The organism is Terasakiella pusilla DSM 6293 (assembly GCF_000688235.1).
In the GTDB taxonomy this organism is placed as follows: domain Bacteria; phylum Pseudomonadota; class Alphaproteobacteria; order Rhodospirillales; family Terasakiellaceae; genus Terasakiella; species Terasakiella pusilla.
Genome location: NZ_JHYO01000020.1, coordinates 17,632 through 36,239, shown reverse-complemented (window position 1 = coordinate 36,239; position 18,608 = coordinate 17,632). Strand labels below are relative to the sequence as shown.

Below are 18,608 nucleotides of genomic sequence, written 5' to 3'. Positions count from 1 at the left end.
ACACAGTTTATCCTGAAGAGGATACTTGTTGATTAGGGCTGGTTATGCACGAATTGGACACCGCTGCGTTGCGTCGATTAAACCGTATGATTTTTATCGTGCGCGCGGTGATCTATTGGGAAACGCTCTGGCCGCGTCTCTGGCCTTTCCTGATCATCAGCAGCCTGTTTCTGGCAGCGATTCTCTTTAATCTGTTTACCCTGCTCTCGCCCGTTCTGCATGTTTTGGTGCTGGGCGCGTTTTGTCTTGCCTGTGTGGGTAGCCTTACTTATGGCGTGCGCGGCGTGGCTTATCCGGATAAGACGGCGGCACTTCATAAGCTGGAACGCGACAGCGCCCTGTCCCATCAGCCGCTGTTTGCCTTGCTGGATCAACCAGTTGGCGAACAGCATGATAAACTGAGCCAAGCCATCTGGATCAAACATCAGGACCGCATGGTGACGGCCTTAAAGCAGGTGGTGGTCAACTTCCCGCGCTCCCGCCTTTATAAACGTGATCCTTATTCGTTGCGGGCGGGGTTGATCTTGTTGTTGGTGTTGGGCGCGATTGAAGCGCGTTTTGATGATGGCAGTCGTTTTGCGCAAGCCTTTTCTTTGCATCAAGCGCCGCAATTTGCCCAAGGCTGGCGGGTGGAAGCCTGGATTAATCCCCCTGCCTATACGGGTCTTGGGCCTGTTTTTTTGCAAGCTGATGATCAGTCTGCACAAGCAAGCGATGCGGTGTCGATTGTGCAGCACAGTCAGATTTTGATCAGGTTGGAAGGCGCACAACAGTCCGAAGATTTGCGCCTTGCCATTGGCGGGTTTGAAGAAGAGATGCAGGTGCTGGGACGCGGGGCGTTTAGTTTGGAAACAACGGTGGATCAGGGGGACGAATTACGGCTTTTGGACGGTGATCAGCTGCTCTATCGCTGGCCTGTACATCTGGTTGCAGACCTGCCGCCGACAATTGCGCTGGATAAATCGGTCAAGACCGGTTTTCGCGGTCACATGACTTTGGGGTTTGAGGCAAAAGACGATTTTGGCTTGAAGCAGGTTCAGTTGAAAATCCATCCTTTAAAGCCGGATGGACGCGGCGATCTGGTCCTTGTGCAGGATGAAAGTGCGACTGAGGTTAAAGGCAGTTTTCGCCATAACCTGTCGGACAATCCGTGGGCGGGACAAACGGTGGTCGTTACGCCCATCGCGATTGATAGTGCCAATCAGACCAACTACGGACAGGCCCTGCAAATGGTCTTGCCGGAACGTCGCTTCACCCATCCGATTGCGCGCGAATTGGTGAAAATCCGGCGCAGTTTGTTGGAAAGTACACCGGAAGACAGGCTCTATGCCCAGATCGCCCTGGATCAGATCCTGCGCACGCCCGAAACTTTTGCGGATGACGTTGCGGTTTATCTGGCGTTGCGGGTGGCTTCTGATCGTTTGCACATTGACATGGCAACACCGGAAACTGAAGCCGTGCGCGTTATCCTGTGGGAAACGGCGGTGCGTCTAGAAGAAGGGGCGTCGGGCAGTGCGCGCAATCAGCTGGAATTTATGTCGCGCCAATTGCAGGATCTTATGGGGAACGCCGGGGGTCGTGCGGGCATGGAAGCTTTGTTTGAACAGATGCAAAAAAGTCTGGATGAGTTTTTACGCCAAATGAGCCAGTCCATGCCTGATATGGAAGGGTTTGAAGGGGCCGCGAACCTGACGAGTGCGAATATGATCGGGCGCGATGAGTTGATGGCTTTGCTGAACAAGGCGCGTGACCTGATGCGCGCGGGTGATACGCAAGCTGCAAAGGCGGTGATGGAACAGTTTCAATCTATCCTGTCGCGTCTTGCCATGCAGGAACCGCCGGACCCAGAGATGATGCAAGCCGCAAAAGAAATGGTCGAGCAACTGCGCGCCTTGGAGGAAGCCCAGCAGGATTTGCTGGATCGCACCTTTCAACGTACACGCAGCGGGGATGCCCAAAGTCTGGAGGCAACCAAACAGGCGATTCAACAGGCAGAGGAACAACGCCAACTTTATGACCAATTGCAAGAACAGATAAAGCGCCTGCGCGAAATGAATGTGCAAACCCCTGAGACATTGAAGGACGCGCAAGCTGCGATGGATCGCGCGGCAACGGCCCTTGAACGGGGGTTGGATGACGTGGCGATACAGGCACAGGGACAGGCTGTGGATCAGTTGCGCAAAGGCTTGCAGGAAAGTGCGCAATCCTTGGCCCAACAGATGGGGATGCAGTCCCTACCCCGTCAATTGCCCGGCTATGACCCGTTGGGACGACGCAGCAATAAGGGACCGATCGCTGACGAGACAGGTCGCACTGTGCCGGATGACGTGGAAATGAAGCGATCACGCGAAATTTTAAAAGAATTATACCGTCGTGCCGGACAAAAGGGTCGCACAGAACAAGAATTGAAATATATTGATCGTCTACTTGAACGTTTTTAGGAAGTAACCCCCATGACTGACCGGACACAGCGCTTAAGCGCCCTTCGCCGTGAAATGCAGATTTTCGAGATGGATGGATTTATCATCCCGCGCAATGATGAACATCAGGGCGAATATGTTGCCGCGTCGTCAGAACGTCTGGCCTGGATTTCGGGGTTTACCGGTTCGGCGGGGATGGCGATTGTGCTGACTGAGCGTGCGGCGGTTTTTGTCGATGGGCGCTATACCCTGCAAGCTGAACATGAAGTGGACGGCACGTTGTTTGAACGCCGCCATCTGACAGAAACACCTGCGACAGACTGGCTGGCCGATCACGTCACAACGGGCATGAAAATCGCCTATGACCCCTGGCTGCATACGGGGGCAAGCTTACTGCGCTTAAAGCAGGTCTGTGAAAAGGCGGGGGCAAAATTGGTTGCCGCCCCGCATAACTTTATTGATGCCATCTGGTCGGATCGCCCGAATGCGCCGCAAGAACCTGTGCGCGTCCATCCGCTGTCTTACAGTGGGCAATCCCATGTGGAAAAACTGGCGGAAATCGCAGCCCAGTTAAAAGCAGAGAAGCAGGACTGTATGGTCCTGACCCTGCCCGATTCGATTGCATGGGCGTTTAATATCCGTGGGGGGGATATCCCGTGCACGCCTGTAGCGCTTGGCTTTGCTTTAATCCATGCGGATGAAAGCGCAGATCTCTTTATGGACAGTGCCAAGATTGATCAAACGGTACGTGATCATTTGGGCAGTGCTGTGCGTTTTCATGAACCCGATCAGATCGGTGCGGTGCTGGATACGTTAGGGGCAGATAAAAAGACCGTGCGTTTTGATGGCAATAGCGCACCGGAATGGATTTATAGCCGCTTAACAAAAGCGGGTGCACAGGTTGTTGTCGCGGATGATCTTACCTTGATGCCAAAAGCCTGCAAAAATGTGGTGGAAGTTGAAGGGATGCGCACGGCCCATCGCCGTGACGGGGCAACGATGGTGCGCTTTTTGCGTTGGCTATCTGAACAACCGGCAGGACCGGACATTAACGAACTGAGTGTGTCGCAGAAACTGAATAGTCTGCGCCGTGAGGATGATCTGTTTTTTGACTACAGTTTCCCGACCATTTCCGGTTCTGCGGAAAATGGCGCGATTGTGCATTATCGCGTCAGCCCTGAAACATCGATTCCCTTGCCGGAAAATGGCCTTTATCTGGTCGATAGTGGCGGGCAATATCAAGACGGGACAACCGACATTACCCGCACCATTGTACGCGGCAACGCAACGCCGGAGATGAAGGACCGTTTCACCCGTGTCTTAAAAGGGCATATTGCCTTGGGTCGCGCGCGTTTCCCTAAAGGGACGACCGGATCGCAGTTGGACGTTCTGGCACGCTTGCCATTATGGGAAGCGGGTATGGACTATGATCATGGGACAGGCCACGGGGTCGGCAGTTTCCTTAACGTCCATGAAGGGCCGCAGCGCATTTCTAAAATGCCAAGCAAGGTGGCCTTAGGCGTGGGCATGGTGGTATCGAATGAGCCGGGCTATTATAAGACCGGTGGCTATGGCATCCGTCTGGAAAATCTGGTCTGCGTGCAACCGTCAGAGGGCGGAGAGCGTGAGATGTTGGCGTTTGAAACGCTGACACTCTGCCCGTTTGATGTAAACGGGATTGAGAAAAACCTGTTGGACCCGCACGAGATAGACTGGTTAAACAGCTATCACGCACAGGTCCGCGAGGCTTTATCGCCGTTGCTGGAGGGCGAGGATCTTGCTTGGTTGATCGCCGCCACCCAGCCGATTTAAGGCGATTTGGGGGGATTAGTGGGAAGGGCCGTTAAAGACGGTTTCTTCCACTTGGATGGGTTGATAGCCCGCATCGCGCAAGACCAGGGTCAGCGGCATTTTGCCCTCAAAGTCCGGGAGCATTTTGCCGCGCACCAACAAGCGCAAGCTGGCGACTTTGCCGCTGTCTAGTGTCACTTTATTGGTGTCTTGCCCGATGATCTCGAAAGACGGGAAGTTTGGGGCTTCCACATCGACCATATAGGTGCGGGGTTCGGTGCTTTTGTTGAGGATGCGCAGCGTATAGGCGTTTTGAATGTCACCGGAACTTAAGGTGACAAAAAACGGGGCGCGGTCTTTCAGCATATTCACTTCCGTCAGTTCGCGGGTGTCAAGGGCAAGGCTGGTCACCGCAAGGGTCGCAAGCAGAATGCCGCTGTAAATAAGGGTGCGCGGGCGGATCAGTTTTGTGACCTGTTGGGTCAGCTTGTTGGTCGCACGGGCATTGATATTGTGCTGACTGTCATAGGAAATCAGGTTTTTCGGCAGGCCGAATTTTTCCATCACATCGTTGCAGGCATCGATACAGAGCGCACAGCCAATACATTCCATCTGGTTGCCATCGCGAATATCAATACCGGTCGGGCAGACTTGCACGCACAGGGAACAGTCAACGCAATGACCCCGGTTGCTGAAATCGCGGTTTTTGCCGGGTTTGGCCCGTCCTTCCCCGCGCCAGCTTTCGTAGGTGACGACCTTGCTGTGTTCATCAAACATGACGCCTTGAAAGCGCCCGTATGGACACATGTAAAAGCAGACCTGTTCGCGGGCAAATCCCGCCATAATGTAGGTCATGGCCATAAGCGTTAGAAAGGTCACCAGCGTCCAGCCACCAATATTGGCAGTGAGGACATTTTTGGTCACTGTTGCGGCTTCGCCAAAATACCACAGAAAAGAGAGGGCAAAAAAGGCGGAGATCGCGAGCCAAAGGGCATGCTTTGTCGTGCGTTTGGCATATTTGGACAGGGACGGTCTGGCATTGTCCAATCGCATGCGGGCGTTGCGATCACCTTCGACCCAGGCTTCGACTTTCATAAACAGGTCGGTCCAGACGGTTTGGAAGCAGGCAAAGCCGCACCACGCCCGCCCGATCAGCGCTGCGGTGAAAAACAGGCCGACCGCCGCAAAGATCATCATACCCGTCAGCATGTAGATATCTTGGGGCCAGATTTCCAGATTAAACAGGTAAATGCGCTCACCGGGGATATCAAACAGGATGGCTTGATTGGGTTTGTTTGCACCGCGATCCCACGGCAGCCACGGTGTCAGGTGATAAAGGGCCAAGAGCGCCCAAAGCATCACATCCTTTAAGCGGCGGTAAAAGCCGGAAATGCGACGGGGATGGATTTTGACACGGTTTGCATAGAGCGGATTTTCTTTGTCATCCAAGGCGGCGGTGGGGGGCGGTGATTGCAGCGGACTCATGGAGAGGACCCTTTCACACAAGAGTGATTTGTCTGTAGATTTCGCAGGGAAAAAGGCATATGCTGCATGCAATTTCAACAATAAACGCGTACAATCGACTATTGTATGTGGTTAAATTAACATACAATATATACCTAGATTCCTGCGGCCTTGCCCTGTGCGCACCATGCAGGTTTAGAAAATTAAAGGGAATTGTATGGAATGCATGTGAGAGGGATGACGCATGACGCAAAATGATCTTAACTGGTATCCACACAGTCTCGATTCGCAGCGTCCTTTATATCTGGCAATCGTTGAAGCGATTGAAAATGATCTGGCGCGTTCTGTCTTGAAGGCGGGGGATAAATTACCGCCGCAACGCCAGTTGGCAGACCGTCTGGGGATTGATTTTACCACTGTCACCCGCGCCTATGCAGAAGGTAAAAAGCGTGGCGTGTTGGTTGCGCGCATGGGACAGGGGACGTTTATCCGGGGCGTACTTCACCCTCAAAACACGGAAAGCCTGTTTGTGGATATGGGGATGAATATTCCGCCCCTGCCGCAGGATAAGCGGTTGTTGGATCGCATGAAGCGCGATATGGCGCAGGTCGTGATGCGTATGAACGAACAAAGCCTGTTCGGCTATCAGGACTTTTTTGGCACAGTGTCGGAACGTGAAGTCGCCGCCACTTGGGTTGCCCGGCGCTACAAACCGGCAGATAAAGACAATCTGCTGATTTGTCCCGGCACCCAAGGCACCCTGCTGGCCTTGTTGGGGCATTTGGTGACAAAAGATACCTGTGTGGTGTCGGAGGAATTTACCTATCCGGGGTTTCAGTCCGTGGTGCGCAAACTCGGTATTCCCCATATTGGTTTGGAAATGGATCATGACGGTATTCTTCCGCAAGCGTTTGAAGAGGCCTGTCGCCAGAATAAAGTCGCGTTGCTTTACTGCACACCGACGCAACATAACCCGACTACGACCACATGGCCCAGCGAGCGTCGCCGCGAGATTGCGGAGATTGCAAAAACCTATGATGTGAAGATCATTGAAGATGATGCTTATGGCTTTATCTCCAAGCATGCGCCGGACCCATTATGCAGTTTTGCCCCTGACTTGGGCTATTACATTGCAGGCTTGGCAAAATGCGTGGCAAGTTCTCTGCGGGTGGCGTTTTTGATCTGTCCTGACCAAGCGCACCAGAAAAAGATCGCCCAAGCCCTACGCGCGACGTCCTTGATGGTGTCCCCCATCACCAAAGCCATGGCAGTGGATTTGTTACAGTCCGGTTGTGCCGATTTGTTGGGGGAAGCGATTTCCAAAGCCGCGCGCGAACGTCAGGAGATTGCGCGGGACGTTTTGGGCGCCCATACGTTTCGTGCAGATCCGAACGGGTTTCACATCTGGCTGTCCTTACCTGCCCATTGGAACGCCCATGACTTTGTGGCCCAGATGCGCCGCCAGAATGTGCGTTTGTTGGCTGCTGATGACTTTGCGGTCCATGTGGATCATGTCACGGGCGTGCGTCTGTGCCTTGGCGCGCCGACGTCTGTTGAACAGACCCGCCATGTGTTGCAGTTGATCGCAGAGACACTGAATAAGGATGACAGCTACGCCAACGCGATTGTTTAAATCTCTTCAAGGTCTTCGGGGCTATCAGCTTCGATAATATCGCGCGCGAGATCATAGGAAAATCCGGCACGCGCGAGGGCCCCAAGATCTTTATCCTTAAAGTCTTCGCGTTTTTCGGGGAGGCGCCACGGGCCAAGCCTGCGCCGACGGGCAAGGGCGATGGCCGCGTCCCGTTCCAAGTTTTCGCTTTGTGTTTCCTCGCTTAACGCATTGAGGGCATGGGCGATGTCTTGGTCTGAGATGCCTTTTTCTTTTAACTTCATCTGGATCACGCGCAAGGAGGTGCCTTTGCGATGCAGCGCCCCTGCGCGGCCTTCGGCGTAGCGCTGATCGTTGATGAAATTGGCCTGTTCCAGTTGATCAAGGATGGTGTTGATCCAGTTGATGCCGTCTTCTAAGGGCGTATCGTGATAATAGTTGGATTTTTGCACCCGACGCATCAGGACTTGGCGGAGGTTTTCACGGGACGTGGCAAAGCGGTCAATGTAGCGCAGCGCGGCGTTTCTCAGGGATTGTGCGCTTACGGGTCTTGGAATTTTTTGTTCTTGTGACATATCTCACTTAACCAATTGGTCTTTGCCTGTTACAAAGAATAAACATTTATTTCCAAAAAGAGAATCTCTTATGACTCCCATTGAAGTCAATCCGCATTCAGCAAATTGGCTCGGGCTGTGGACATTATATTCCCGTGAAGTCCGACGTTTTTTAAAAGTTTACACCCAAACCCTGATGGCCCCGCTGGTCACGACCCTGTTGTTTTTCGCCGTCTTTACATTGGCCTTGGGTCGCGCGGTGGAAACCATTGGCTCTGTGCCGTTTCTGGAATTTCTTGCCCCCGGTCTGGTGATGATGGCGATTACGCAAAATGCCTTTGCCAACACGTCGAGTTCGTTGGTGATTGCCAAGGTACAGGGCAATATCGTTGATACACTTATGCCGCCGCTTAATGCCCATGAACTCACCTTTGCTTACGCCATGGGGGGCACGACACGTGGCCTGATGATCGGCAGTATCATCGTGCTGGTTATGAGCTTTTTTGTGCCCTTCGGGTTTGATAATCCGGCCCTGATCCTGTTTCACGGCTTTATGGGTGCGTTGATGTTGTCCCTGTTCGGGATTATCGGCGGCATCTGGTCAGAGAAATTTGATCACATGGCAGCCGTGACCAACTTTGTGGTGACGCCGCTGTCTTTCTTGTCCGGGACGTTCTATTCCGCAGAACGCTTGCCGGAACTGGGTAAATTTCTGGCTCACATCAACCCGTTTTTCTACATGATTGATGGGTTCCGTGCGGGCTTTATCGGTCAATCCGACAGCAACATCCTGACAGGTATTTTGGTGATGACCGGGATCAACACCTTCTTGTGGATTGTGAGCTATCGCATGTTCAAGACAGGCTATAAGTTGAAAGCTTAACGTTTCTTGCTTTATAAAATAAAGCAGACGCATAAAGTGGGCTGAGAACTTAGCCCACTTTTTTTATGCACAGATGTATTGAGAGTTACAAAACTGCCTAGCGCTTGAATGGGTCGTTCACGCTTTTGTCTTATAAATTGATTTCTTCTACATATTTTATGAAGAAATATTCATGGGTTTGCACGAGATTGGCAAAGCGTTCAATGACGCTTGTCTCGTTTTCGCGGTGATAGATTTTTGCGAGCTCTGCGCCAAGCTTGAGTGCGGTTTGGACGTCGAATTTTCGGCTATGCCTGAAGCCAAGTAAGGAAGCGCCCATGCCACATAGCCTTAGACCGTAATTTTCTTCTAAGTGATTTGCTAAAACATAGTTTTCAAATGGATTCAGATCACATGAGAAGTAGCCATTTGGAAATGAAACAAGAGCAAGGGCGGAAGATTGAACGGGGGAGACTTTTATGAGAACCTTTGAATCAATATATTTCAATGGATTCGCATGAACCTGCTCTAAGGCATCTATTTCTTGATCGGTAATACATAAGTGGCGGGTAAAGATATCCTCAAATGTGGTTTCTTTAGCCTTTGAAAGAAAGTTTGCTTCTCGAATGAAAAATTCAGATTTGTTAGATAGGTATCCGCGATGTTCACCATCTTCAAAGCTTTCTGGAGAAAGGCTTGATAGGTCATGGCCTTTGATGTCATCCAGGTCTTTAGATAACGTCGCATGTATGGAGGTATATTGTGCTTGGCCTAAATCATCTAAGGACGTTAAGGCGATATGACCTGGGGCTGATTTTTCCAACGTCGAGAGCTGTTCCAAGATCTCTGCAAATGACTGAAAGTCGTGACCGATATATTCGTCACAGATCATTTCATCTCCCGTATCTTCAACTGCCGCAATCCGTATTTTCATTTTATATAGCCCTTTTCTTTGTGCAGTAAGGTTATTCTATATCGTTCGTTTGATTAACGCCCCTGCATTTGACAGGGGCGTTTTTTTGGATCAACCGACGTTGGGCAGGCGGGCGAGTGCTTCTTGTAAAGCGACCTCGTCATAGTCTTTATCTTCAAGCTTGCCTTCAAAATAGTCGGTGTAGGCTTGCATGTCGAAGTGACCATGGCCGGACAGGCAGAACAGGATGGTGCGTTCGTCGCCTTTTTCCTTCGCATCTAGGGCTTCCACAATCGCGGCTTTGACGGCGTGGCTGGATTCTGGGGCGGGCAGGATGCCTTCGGCTTGGGCAAATTGGACAGCCGCGGCAAAACATTCCGTTTGACGATAGGCAACCGCGTCCATCAGCCCCAATTCTTTACATTGGCTGACCAAGGTGGACATGCCGTGATAGCGCAATCCGCCGGCATGGAACCCCGGTGGCATGAAGGAGGCACCCAAGGTGTGCATTTTGGTCAGTGGCGTGAGTTGGGCCGTATCGCCAAAGTCATAGGCATAGGTGCCGCGTGTCAAGGTGGGGCAGGCTGCCGGTTCAACCGCCAAAATACGGGTCTTTTTGCCTTCGCGGATATTGCGTCCGATGTAAGGGAACGCGATCCCGCCAAAGTTGGACCCGCCGCCTGCGCAGCCGATGACCACGTCGGGGTCAGCGTCCGCCATCTCCATCTGTTCCATGGCCTCGATGCCGATGACGGTCTGGTGCAAGAGCACATGGTTGAGCACGGAGCCTAAGGCATATTTGGTGTCGTCGCGTTGGGCCGCCAGCTCCACAGCCTCTGAAATGGCGATCCCGAGGGAGCCGCGGCTGTCCGGGTCTTGCGCGAGCACATCACGCCCCGCTTGTGTTTCTGTGGATGGGGAGGCGACGCAGCGCGCACCATAGGTTTGCATGAGCGCGCGGCGATAGGGTTTTTGCCCATAGGACACTTTGACCATATAGACATCGACTTCCAGATCAAACAGAGACGCCGCAAACGCAAGGGAGCAGCCCCACTGACCGGCCCCTGTTTCGGTGGTCAGCTTTTTGATGCCAGCTTCTTTGTTATAGAAAGCTTGGGCAACTGAGGTGTTGGGCTTGTGCGATCCTGATGGGCTGACCCCTTCGTATTTATAAAAAATCTTGGCGCTGGTGCCCAAGGCTTTTTCCAGACGACGGGCGCGATACAGCGGGGCCGGACGCCATTGTTTGTAGACATCGCGCACCGGCTCCGGGATTTCGATCTCGCGTTCGGTTGCGACTTCCTGTTCGATGATGGACATGGGGAACAAAGGTTCCAGATCAGCAGGCGTAACAGGTTTTTTGGTGCCCGGATGCAAGACAGGTTCCGGCTGTTGCGGCAGGTCGGCAACGATATTGTACCAGGCCTTTGGAATGCGGTTTTCGGGTAATAGATACTTGATGGTATCGTCGCTCATGTGATGGTCCCTTCCCCAGTGTAAAAATACCGCACAGACCATAGCAATTGTTCTGGAGACGAGCAATAAGGTTTCTTTGGAAACCAATTGCACCTTATAATCTTTCGAAGTTTGTGAATCTTGAAAAAGATTGCTACAGTATCAGCAGTTGCTTTTAAGGAAGGGCGTGGATGAACCCGATAAACAGGCGAAATTTCTTACAGAAATGTGTGGGCGCAGGCACGTGTGGTCTGTTTGCTCTGTCGTCTGTGCCTGCTTTTTCGCGCACCAACGCGGCGACTTTTTTGCTGGGAAGGCGCTTGACCTTACAGTCGTCCAGCCCTTGGGGGATTGAGCGCGCGGCCTTTTTGCAAAAACTGGTTAAGGCCCAAACCCACGATCTGTTTGCCCTGCCCGCTTTAGACAGGCTGCCGATGACGCAGAAGCTGGAAGAGGTCAATCGCGCGGTGAACCGCATTCCTTATGCCAGTGATCAGTCGGTTTATGGGCGGGAAGACCTGTGGGCTGATCCGGTTCTGTTTCGACAAAAAGGCGGAGATTGTGAAGACTTCGCCCTGAGCAAATTTGCCTGCCTGACGGATCTGGCGGTTGCACCAGACGATATGTTTCTTATTGGCGTGAAACATATCTATAGCCATCAGGCCCATGCCTGCCTTGCTGTAAAAACACCGGAAAATGGCGTTGTGATTTTGGATAACGCCAGCAATGTGATCAAGACCGATTGGCATTTTCGCAAAACCTATCGTTTGATCTATGCACAATCCGTCCATGGATTGTGGCAACCCGCCTAAAAACAGCCCCACACATAAAAAAAGGGAGAGGCCGAAGCCCCTCCCCTTTTGTTGTTTTAAAGCATGGATTACTCAGTCAGTTTGACCGCTACGAAGCGTAGACCATCTTCCCCGTCGATTAAGAGAAGCAGGGATTTCTGCTTGGTTTTAACCGCTTCCTTGACCGCTTCGCGGATTTCGTCCGGGCTGGTGACTTCTTTCTGACCGACTTCGACGATCAGTTCACCGACACGGATGCCTTTTTGGGCGGCTGGGCCATCATTGACCACATCCAGAATGATTACGCCTTTGGCTTCTTCCGGGATGTTGTGCTGGGCGCGTAACGGATCGGTGAGGCTACCGAGGGACATGCCCAGTTCTTTGATGGTGGAATTGCCGTTTTGTACTTTGGAGGCTGTTACTGTGCCGTTTTTCTCGGCCACTTCCAGTTCCCCGACTTTAACGGTCAGCTTTTTGACTTTGCCTTTGCGCCAGACTTCAACCGGGACAGACTTGTTAACTTCGGTTTCCGCAACGATACGCGGCAGTTTGCGCATTTCAGTGACGTCTTTGCCGTTAAACGTGATGACAACGTCGCCTTTTTCGATGCCTGCATCTTCAGCCGGGCCATCTTCTGCCACGCTGGTGACCAACGCACCTTTGGCTTCATCAAGGCCGAGGTTTTCGGCAATCTCGTCTGAGACGGTCTGGATACGTACACCCAACCAGCCGCGACGGGTGCGACCATATTCGCTCAGGTCGTCAATAACGGTTTTGGCAATGTTTGTCGGTACGGAAAAGCCGATCCCGACAGAGCCACCGCTTGGGGAATAAATGGCCGTGTTGATCCCGATCACTTCACCTTCCAGATTAAACAGAGGGCCACCGGAGTTGCCCTTGTTGATGGAGGCATCTGTCTGAATAAAGTCATCATACGGGCCAGCTTGAATGTTACGACCACGCGCAGACACAATCCCGGCAGTGACGGTGCCGCCGAGACCAAACGGGTTGCCGATGGCCACGACCCAGTCACCTACGCGCATCTTGTCAGAATCACCCAGCGGCACGTCTTTGACTTTGACACCTTTGGGGATTTCGACCTTCAGCAACGCGATATCGGTTTTGGGGTCACGGCCCAAAAGTTCTGCGTCCAGCGCTGTGTTGTCTTGAAGAATAACTTTGATTTCTTCCGCATCTTGAATGACGTGGTTGTTGGTGACAACCAGCCCTTTGTCTGCATCAATAAAGAAACCGGAGCCAAGCGAAGTTGCTTGGCGTTGTTGTGGTTCTGGCATTTGTCCGCCGCGCCGTTCAAAGAACTCACGGAAAAAATCAGGCACGCCTTGGGGCATTTGCCCATGGGCGGTGACCGTTTGTGTGGTGGAAATATTGACGACCGCGGGCAGAAGTTTTTCTGCAAGATCGGCAAAACTTTCCGGCGCAGGGCGCGCGTTCGCTTGTGCGAGAATGGTGATCAATAGACCAAAGGCGCTCAAGGTCGCAATAATCCAGAGTTTTAGATTTATTGCCTGGGCTTGGGCTTGTGCAGGCCGTTGTCGGTTGTTTCTGATGTTGTTCATTTTTGTCAACTCGCCTCTTTGCTTCAAAACATTGGAACCAATGTATCTTGTAGGAGAAAAATCGCAAGTATTGCGTCATTGTGGACAGCATGAAGTGCAAAATTGGCTTGGCTAAGGCAATTTTGTAACAGTTTGTTTCAATTTTTAAGATAGTGTTGCAGTTCGCTGTGGAAATATCGCTGCAATCGCGTGTCCAGTCCTTCTGTCATATCGATCTGCTTGAGAGCGTTGACCAAATCGGGAATAAGTGCCGCGTGGGACTTATGGATAAAGGGGTAAAGGTTGTATTGGAAAATTGGCGGTTCCAGAATCTTGAAAGTGTCGTTTGTCGTTTTTTTGATCTGAGTAAAGATCGCATGATCACCAAAGGCGTAGGCAAAGCGGTTGACCTTTAGCATACGGATCATTTCGTTGTAGTTGTTGGCATAGATATGGCTATAGTTGTAGGTCCATTTTTCTGACCAGATGACGCCGCGCAAAATCCCTAAGCGATAGGGTTTGAATTGTTCAAAATTTTCGTAAACGTCGGGGGCTTGATAGGTGATAGCGGTTGCTTTGAACTGCCCGATCGCAACGGGAACCTTGATAAGGTTAGGGTAGCTGTTGCTGGTGGTCGCAACCCGGGCGACTTCACCGTCAAGGTATCCGGCATTGGACATAACGAGCGCGCGTTTGCCCGGCAGGTAGGTCACGATCAGTGTATGCCCCATTTCTGAAAAGGCATCGCGCAGCAGGTGCCCGATGGCTTTTTGATAGGGGTTGTCTTCAATTGCAGCCAACGCATAACTTTTCGCCATTCCCGTGGTGGGAAAGGTGACGAGAGCAAAAAGAAGGAGCCATTTTGACCAGTATTTCATCATCTATAGAAGAGTATATTATTATCCTCGAATTAACCAGATAATAACGACACCGATCAGGGCAAGTGTAACACCGGTTGTGCGCACGGCCGATGCTGGCATCGTGAGAACCTGCATGATGATTTTTTTCATTCCTTCGGGAAATAAGGCATAGAGAATGCCTTCAAGGGCGAGCGCCAGCCCGATCGCTACAAAAAAGTCTGACATAAAATTTCCTGTTGAAAAAAAAGAAACCCCGTGACGGTGTTGCGTACACGGGGTTTCAATAGCTTGATCAGCCGTTATTTGGAAGGACGTGTTCCAAAATACGTGAAGAATTCACTATCCGGTGACAACACCATAGAGGTGCCTTCGCCCAACGCTTCACGATAGGCTTCCATTGAACGGTAGAAGCGGAAAAACTCAGGGTCTTTGCCATAAGCTTCCCCCAGCACGACGTTTCGCTGGGCATCGCCTTCACCGCGCAGGATGTTGGAGGTACGACGGGCTTCGGCAAGGATTACAGTCTTGGTACGTTCTGCCTCGGCTGTAATACGTTGCTTGATCTCGTCGCCTTCCGCACGCAGGCGGTTGGCAACCTGTACCCGGTCTGTCCGCATACGGTCAAACACGTTGTTGGAGATTTGTGCAGGCAGATCGGCACGGCCGATACGCACGTCTACAATCTCCACCCCATATTGCGGAGCCGCTTTGCGTACGCTTTCGGTGATTTCAGTCATGACCGAAACACGCTTTTCAGAAAGCAGGTCAACCATGGCAACTTTCGCAATAGCATCCCGAACAGAACGGTTCAGAATACGGCCAAAGCTGTCAGTGAATGCACGTTCAGAACCCTGAACCGCCTGAAAATACTTCAACGGGTCTGTGATTTTGTAACGGGCATATGTATCGACGATGATACGTTTCTGATCGGCAAGCGGCAGTTCTGCCGGTTGCGGGTCAAGATTCAGAACACGTTTGTCGAAATACTGTACATCCTGAATGAACGGAATTTTCCAGTTCAGGCCCGGTTCCTGGATCACGCGACGCGGATCACCAAACTGAAAGACAATTGCTTGGACGGGTTCGGCAACTTTAAACAAACTGCCGGAAACCAAACCGAAGAGACCGACCAGCAAAATGATAAATGCGACTAGCTTTTTAGGCATTACTGGGCCCCCTTATTGCGTTTTTGAAGTTCAGGTAAGGGTAAGTACGGGACAACGCCATTGCTGCCCTGTTGGCTGTCGATGATGACTTTCTCAGACCCTTTGAGGACATCTTGCATGGTTTCCAAGTAGAGACGCTCACGGGTGACGTCTTTGTTGACGACATAAGATTCGTAGACAGACTGGAAGCGGTTGGCTTCACCTTCCGCGTCTTTGATGACACGTTCTTTATAGGCTTCGGCTTCCTGAATGAGCTTTTGTGCTTCACCGCGTGCGGTCGGAACGATTTTGTTACGATAGGCCTCGGCCTCGTTTTGTTTACGTTCTTTATCCTGACGGGCAGATTGGACATCGTTAAAGGCTTCGATTACCGCTTGTGGCGGATCGGCACGGTCCAGTTCGACACCGGTGATGTTGATGCCGGATTGATAATCATCCAGAATTTGCTGGATCAGGTCTTCTGCTTCTTGCGCGATCTGACCCCGGCCTTCTGTATTGATCTTTTCCAAACTCATCTGACCGATAACTTCGCGCATGGCACTTTGAGAGGCAGCGCGTACGGTGGTTTCCGGATCACGGATATTAAACAGGAAGCTTGCCGCGTCTTTGACGTTCCAGAGAACGGCAAATTCAACGTCAGCGATGTTCTGGTCACCTGTGAGCATCAGGCTTTCACCTACATCCGATCCACGTGAGCGTTGACCCGCCACACCAATTTCGATTTTTCGAACGTTTGTGACTTGGGGTGTCAGAACGTCACCGATCGGCGCAGGAAAGTTCCAATGCAGGCCCGGACTGGTGGAAGAGACATATTTTCCAAACAGAAGCTGAACACCCTGCTGGTTGGTGTTAACGCGATAGAAGCCCGACGCAATCCAGATCGCAAGGATGACGATCAGACCGAGAACGACGAGTTTCCCGCCACCCATACCGCCGGGAAGAAACTTTTTCATGCTTTCCTGGCTTTTGCGCAGCATTTCTTCAAGATCGGGGGGCGTCGGTCCACCGCCGCCATTGCCGCCACCGTTGGGTCGTTTTGGTCCTTGACCCCAAGGGCCCTGGTTGTTTCCACCACCGCCCCAAGGGCCGCCGCCCTGATTGTTCCATGACATATTGGGTATTTCCCTATGTTAACTTTAGTCAAAGGTTATAGATTGTTGCACTTGGCAAAAGTCGTCATACAGTCTTATATGACAGCAACAGCTTTTGCAACGCAACGCGCAGTTAAAGATAATATTTATCCTACATGAAGGAGTTTTCAAGCATGTCCGCCCAATTAGAACAAAAAGTTCTCGACACATTAAAAGGAATCGACGACCCGGTAAAAGGGACCGATATCGTAAGTGCCGGCATGGTGCTTGGACTGCAAACCAAAGACGGTCATGTCGCCTTTACCATTGATATTGGGGATCCCGCGCGCGCCAAAGACTTTGAACCCATCCGCGCGGCGGCGGAAAAAGCCGTTCATGCCCTTGAGGGGGTCTTGAGTGTGACCGCTGTTCTGACCGCTGAAAAACCGGCATCAGCCCAAGCCCCGCAACAAGGACGCCCACAGCCACAGCAACAGGGCGCGTTGATGCCGGATGTGAAATCCATTATCGCGGTGTCCAGTGGCAAAGGTGGTGTGGGGAAATCGACAACCTCGGTTAACATTGCTTTGGCCTTGGCGGCGAAAGGCTTGAAAGTTGGTCTGCTGGATGCGGATATCTACGGTCCCAGCATCCCGCGCATGCTGGGTCTTGCCGGGCAACAGCCGTTTAGCTTGGATGGCAAGATTTTAGAACCGATGGAAAATCATGGTATCAAATGTATGTCCATCGGCTTTTTGGTCGAAGAAGATACAGCCATGATCTGGCGTGGCCCGATGGTGATGGGCGCGCTGGAACAGTTGATGCGCGACGTGAACTGGGGCGCGCTGGATGTGCTGGTTGTGGATATGCCACCGGGCACAGGGGATGTGCAGTTGACCATGGCGCAAAAAGTGCCGCTGACAGGGTCCGTGATCGTCTCCACACCGCAGGATATTGCCTTGCTGGATACCCGCAAGGGCTTGAATATGTTCCGCAAAGTGGAAATTCCGGTCTTCGGGATCGTGGAAAATATGAGCTATTTCTCCTGCCCGCATTGTGGGGAGCGCACAGACATCTTTAGTCATGGCGGCGCACGTCAGACGGCAGAAGCACAAGGTGCTGATTTCCTTGGGGAAATTCCGCTGGATATCAAAATCCGTGAAACATCCGATGGCGGTCAACCGATTGTTGTCTCTGACCCTGACAGCGAACATGCCAAGGCCTATAAGGCGATTGCCGATAAAGTCTGGTATAAGGCACTAGAACAGTTGGGCGCCAGTAAAGGGCCGAAGATCGTTTTCGACTGACCTTAACGATATTGTTTGCGAATGTGATCAATCATCCCGTCTTCTTTGAGCTCGTTGAATATATCAATATATTTTTGACGCAAAGAAGGCGGGAATTTTTTTGAAAAAGCCATATAAACATCTTCGCTTTTAACCGGATCGCTGAACAAGGCTTTTGAGGCAAACGGTGTGTCAGCCATGGTGTATTGCGCATGGTCCTTTGATGTGTACCATGCATCAACACGCCCCTTTTCCAGCAGTCGCAGGTGTTGATCGGGTGTGCGCGCAGATGCGATGACGTTTGTGAACCCTTTTTCTTTCAGCAGGGTTTCAAAGGGGCTGGATTGTTGCACGGTGATGTGGTTCAGATTTTTTGCGTCTTTGAGTGAAACTTTTTGTCCATTTAAGGTTACAAAGACAGCATCCACCTGCATGACCTTGAGAGCCCAGTCATATTTATCTTCACGTTCCGAGTTGCGTGCTAGGGGGAAAATAATATGGTTGGGATTGGACTGGACCAGCATTTGTGCGCGTGCCCAAGGGTAAAAGGTGATGTCGTGCTTGTGCCCGATCCGGTCTTCGATCAGTTTTATCAGCTCGATCATAATGCCGGGGCGCATCCCGATTTCTATCGTGTAAGGAGGGATTTCGGTTGTCACCACTTTGATTTTATCTGCAGCCTGCAAAGGGGAAATGGTGAATATAAAGGTGACAAGAAAAAATAAAGCGCGCACGGTTGTCCTTTAAAGTCATTTCACACTAAAGTGGCACAATACGTTTATGTGGTCACCCCCAAACAGGATGA

16 protein-coding genes are annotated in these 18,608 nt (G+C 51.6%); 6 read left to right on the top strand and 10 right to left on the bottom strand.

Annotation, left to right across the window (positions count from 1 at the left end):
• Positions 1–44: 44 nt before the first annotated feature.
• Together Q397_RS0113820 and Q397_RS0113815 are read left to right on the top strand one after the other, a co-directional pair.
• Entirely contained in the window at positions 45–2,441 is a 2,397-nt protein-coding gene (locus tag Q397_RS0113820) for a DUF4175 domain-containing protein (RefSeq protein ID WP_028879918.1), read from the top strand.
• A 12-nt stretch (positions 2,442–2,453) separates the two neighbouring features.
• The gene (locus Q397_RS0113815; RefSeq protein ID WP_028879917.1) at positions 2,454–4,232 is read left to right on the top strand and encodes an aminopeptidase P family protein; all 1,779 of its coding nucleotides are present in this window, start codon (positions 2,454–2,456) and stop codon (positions 4,230–4,232) included.
• Positions 4,233–4,247: 15 nt separating this feature from the next.
• On the opposite strand, the gene ccoG is transcribed toward Q397_RS0113815, so the two are convergent.
• Entirely contained in the window at positions 4,248–5,696 is a 1,449-nt protein-coding gene (gene ccoG / locus Q397_RS22620) for a cytochrome c oxidase accessory protein CcoG (RefSeq protein WP_051610030.1), read from the bottom strand.
• 223 nt (positions 5,697–5,919) lie between these two features.
• Between ccoG and Q397_RS0113805 the strand changes: the two genes are divergently transcribed.
• Complete coding sequence (locus tag Q397_RS0113805) at positions 5,920–7,308, top strand: aminotransferase-like domain-containing protein (RefSeq protein ID WP_028879916.1); 1,389 nt, start codon at positions 5,920–5,922, stop codon at positions 7,306–7,308.
• Here Q397_RS0113805 and Q397_RS0113800 read toward each other — a convergent pair.
• The gene (locus tag Q397_RS0113800; protein WP_028879915.1) at positions 7,305–7,862 is read right to left on the bottom strand and encodes a regulatory protein RecX; all 558 of its coding nucleotides are present in this window, start codon (positions 7,860–7,862) and stop codon (positions 7,305–7,307) included. The two genes, Q397_RS0113805 and Q397_RS0113800, sit on opposite strands and share 4 nt — an antisense overlap.
• Before the next feature lie 70 nt (positions 7,863–7,932).
• On the opposite strand from Q397_RS0113800, the gene Q397_RS0113795 reads away from it, so the two are divergent.
• Positions 7,933–8,724, top strand: coding sequence for an ABC transporter permease (locus Q397_RS0113795; RefSeq protein ID WP_028879914.1), 792 nt, complete (start codon positions 7,933–7,935; stop codon positions 8,722–8,724).
• Between the two features lie 130 nt (positions 8,725–8,854).
• Here the strand turns inward: Q397_RS0113795 and Q397_RS22615 are convergent, their stop codons facing one another.
• Positions 8,855–9,637: a hypothetical protein gene (locus Q397_RS22615; RefSeq protein WP_051610029.1), complete on the bottom strand. Its 783-nt coding sequence runs from the start codon at positions 9,635–9,637 to the stop codon at positions 8,855–8,857.
• Between the two features lie 90 nt (positions 9,638–9,727).
• Positions 9,728–11,092: a TrpB-like pyridoxal phosphate-dependent enzyme gene (locus tag Q397_RS0113785; protein ID WP_028879913.1), complete on the bottom strand. Its 1,365-nt coding sequence runs from the start codon at positions 11,090–11,092 to the stop codon at positions 9,728–9,730.
• Positions 11,093–11,262: 170 nt separating this feature from the next.
• Here Q397_RS0113785 and Q397_RS24280 point away from each other — a divergent pair, with 170 nt between their 5' ends.
• A complete protein-coding gene (locus tag Q397_RS24280) occupies positions 11,263–11,883 on the top strand; it encodes a transglutaminase-like cysteine peptidase (protein WP_051610028.1) in 621 nt (206 codons plus the stop codon).
• 68 nt (positions 11,884–11,951) lie between these two features.
• Here Q397_RS24280 and Q397_RS22605 read toward each other — a convergent pair whose 3' ends face one another.
• The 5 genes from Q397_RS22605 to hflK all read right to left on the bottom strand — a co-directional run bounded on the left by Q397_RS22605 (position 11,952) and on the right by hflK (position 16,559).
• Positions 11,952–13,442: a DegQ family serine endoprotease gene (locus Q397_RS22605; protein WP_051610027.1), complete on the bottom strand. Its 1,491-nt coding sequence runs from the start codon at positions 13,440–13,442 to the stop codon at positions 11,952–11,954.
• Between the two features lie 137 nt (positions 13,443–13,579).
• Positions 13,580–14,239, bottom strand: a complete 660-nt coding sequence (locus Q397_RS24275) for a type 2 periplasmic-binding domain-containing protein (RefSeq protein ID WP_028879912.1) — start codon at positions 14,237–14,239, stop codon at positions 13,580–13,582.
• 81 nt (positions 14,240–14,320) lie between these two features.
• Entirely contained in the window at positions 14,321–14,506 is a 186-nt protein-coding gene (locus Q397_RS0113765) for a DUF2065 domain-containing protein (RefSeq protein WP_028879911.1), read from the bottom strand.
• Between the two features lie 74 nt (positions 14,507–14,580).
• The gene (hflC, locus tag Q397_RS0113760; RefSeq protein WP_028879910.1) at positions 14,581–15,447 is read right to left on the bottom strand and encodes a protease modulator HflC; all 867 of its coding nucleotides are present in this window, start codon (positions 15,445–15,447) and stop codon (positions 14,581–14,583) included.
• Complete coding sequence (hflK, locus tag Q397_RS0113755) at positions 15,447–16,559, bottom strand: FtsH protease activity modulator HflK (protein WP_028879909.1); 1,113 nt, start codon at positions 16,557–16,559, stop codon at positions 15,447–15,449. Before hflK ends, hflC begins: the two co-directional genes overlap by 1 nt.
• Before the next feature lie 152 nt (positions 16,560–16,711).
• On the opposite strand from hflK, the gene apbC reads away from it, so the two are divergent.
• On the top strand, positions 16,712–17,824 hold the full coding sequence (apbC, locus tag Q397_RS0113750) for an iron-sulfur cluster carrier protein ApbC (protein ID WP_028879908.1): 1,113 nt from the start codon (positions 16,712–16,714) through the stop codon (positions 17,822–17,824).
• Between the two features lie 2 nt (positions 17,825–17,826).
• Here apbC and Q397_RS0113745 read toward each other — a convergent pair whose 3' ends face one another.
• The gene (locus tag Q397_RS0113745) at positions 17,827–18,537 is read right to left on the bottom strand and encodes a substrate-binding periplasmic protein (protein ID WP_028879907.1); all 711 of its coding nucleotides are present in this window, start codon (positions 18,535–18,537) and stop codon (positions 17,827–17,829) included.
• Positions 18,538–18,608 lie beyond the last annotated feature (71 nt).

What these genes read in the sequence shown, in the direction of transcription:
- ccoG (WP_051610030.1), bottom strand. Translation starts at nt 5,696, where the DNA reads ATGAGTCCGCTGCAATCACCGCCCCCCACCGCCGCCTTGGATGACAAA.
- Q397_RS0113815 (WP_028879917.1), top strand. Translation starts at nt 2,454, where the DNA reads ATGACTGACCGGACACAGCGCTTAAGCGCCCTTCGCCGTGAAATGCAG.
- Q397_RS0113795 (WP_028879914.1), top strand. Translation starts at nt 7,933, where the DNA reads ATGACTCCCATTGAAGTCAATCCGCATTCAGCAAATTGGCTCGGGCTG.
- Q397_RS0113820 (WP_028879918.1), top strand. Translation starts at nt 45, where the DNA reads ATGCACGAATTGGACACCGCTGCGTTGCGTCGATTAAACCGTATGATT.
- Q397_RS24275 (WP_028879912.1), bottom strand. Translation starts at nt 14,239, where the DNA reads ATGGCGAAAAGTTATGCGTTGGCTGCAATTGAAGACAACCCCTATCAA.
- hflC (WP_028879910.1), bottom strand. Translation starts at nt 15,447, where the DNA reads ATGCCTAAAAAGCTAGTCGCATTTATCATTTTGCTGGTCGGTCTCTTC.
- Q397_RS0113785 (WP_028879913.1), bottom strand. Translation starts at nt 11,092, where the DNA reads ATGAGCGACGATACCATCAAGTATCTATTACCCGAAAACCGCATTCCA.
- hflK (WP_028879909.1), bottom strand. Translation starts at nt 16,559, where the DNA reads ATGTCATGGAACAATCAGGGCGGCGGCCCTTGGGGCGGTGGTGGAAAC.
- Q397_RS0113800 (WP_028879915.1), bottom strand. Translation starts at nt 7,862, where the DNA reads ATGTCACAAGAACAAAAAATTCCAAGACCCGTAAGCGCACAATCCCTG.
- Q397_RS24280 (WP_051610028.1), top strand. Translation starts at nt 11,263, where the DNA reads ATGAACCCGATAAACAGGCGAAATTTCTTACAGAAATGTGTGGGCGCA.
- apbC (WP_028879908.1), top strand. Translation starts at nt 16,712, where the DNA reads ATGTCCGCCCAATTAGAACAAAAAGTTCTCGACACATTAAAAGGAATC.
- Q397_RS0113805 (WP_028879916.1), top strand. Translation starts at nt 5,920, where the DNA reads ATGACGCAAAATGATCTTAACTGGTATCCACACAGTCTCGATTCGCAG.
- Q397_RS0113765 (WP_028879911.1), bottom strand. Translation starts at nt 14,506, where the DNA reads ATGTCAGACTTTTTTGTAGCGATCGGGCTGGCGCTCGCCCTTGAAGGC.
- Q397_RS22615 (WP_051610029.1), bottom strand. Translation starts at nt 9,637, where the DNA reads ATGAAAATACGGATTGCGGCAGTTGAAGATACGGGAGATGAAATGATC.
- Q397_RS22605 (WP_051610027.1), bottom strand. Translation starts at nt 13,442, where the DNA reads ATGAACAACATCAGAAACAACCGACAACGGCCTGCACAAGCCCAAGCC.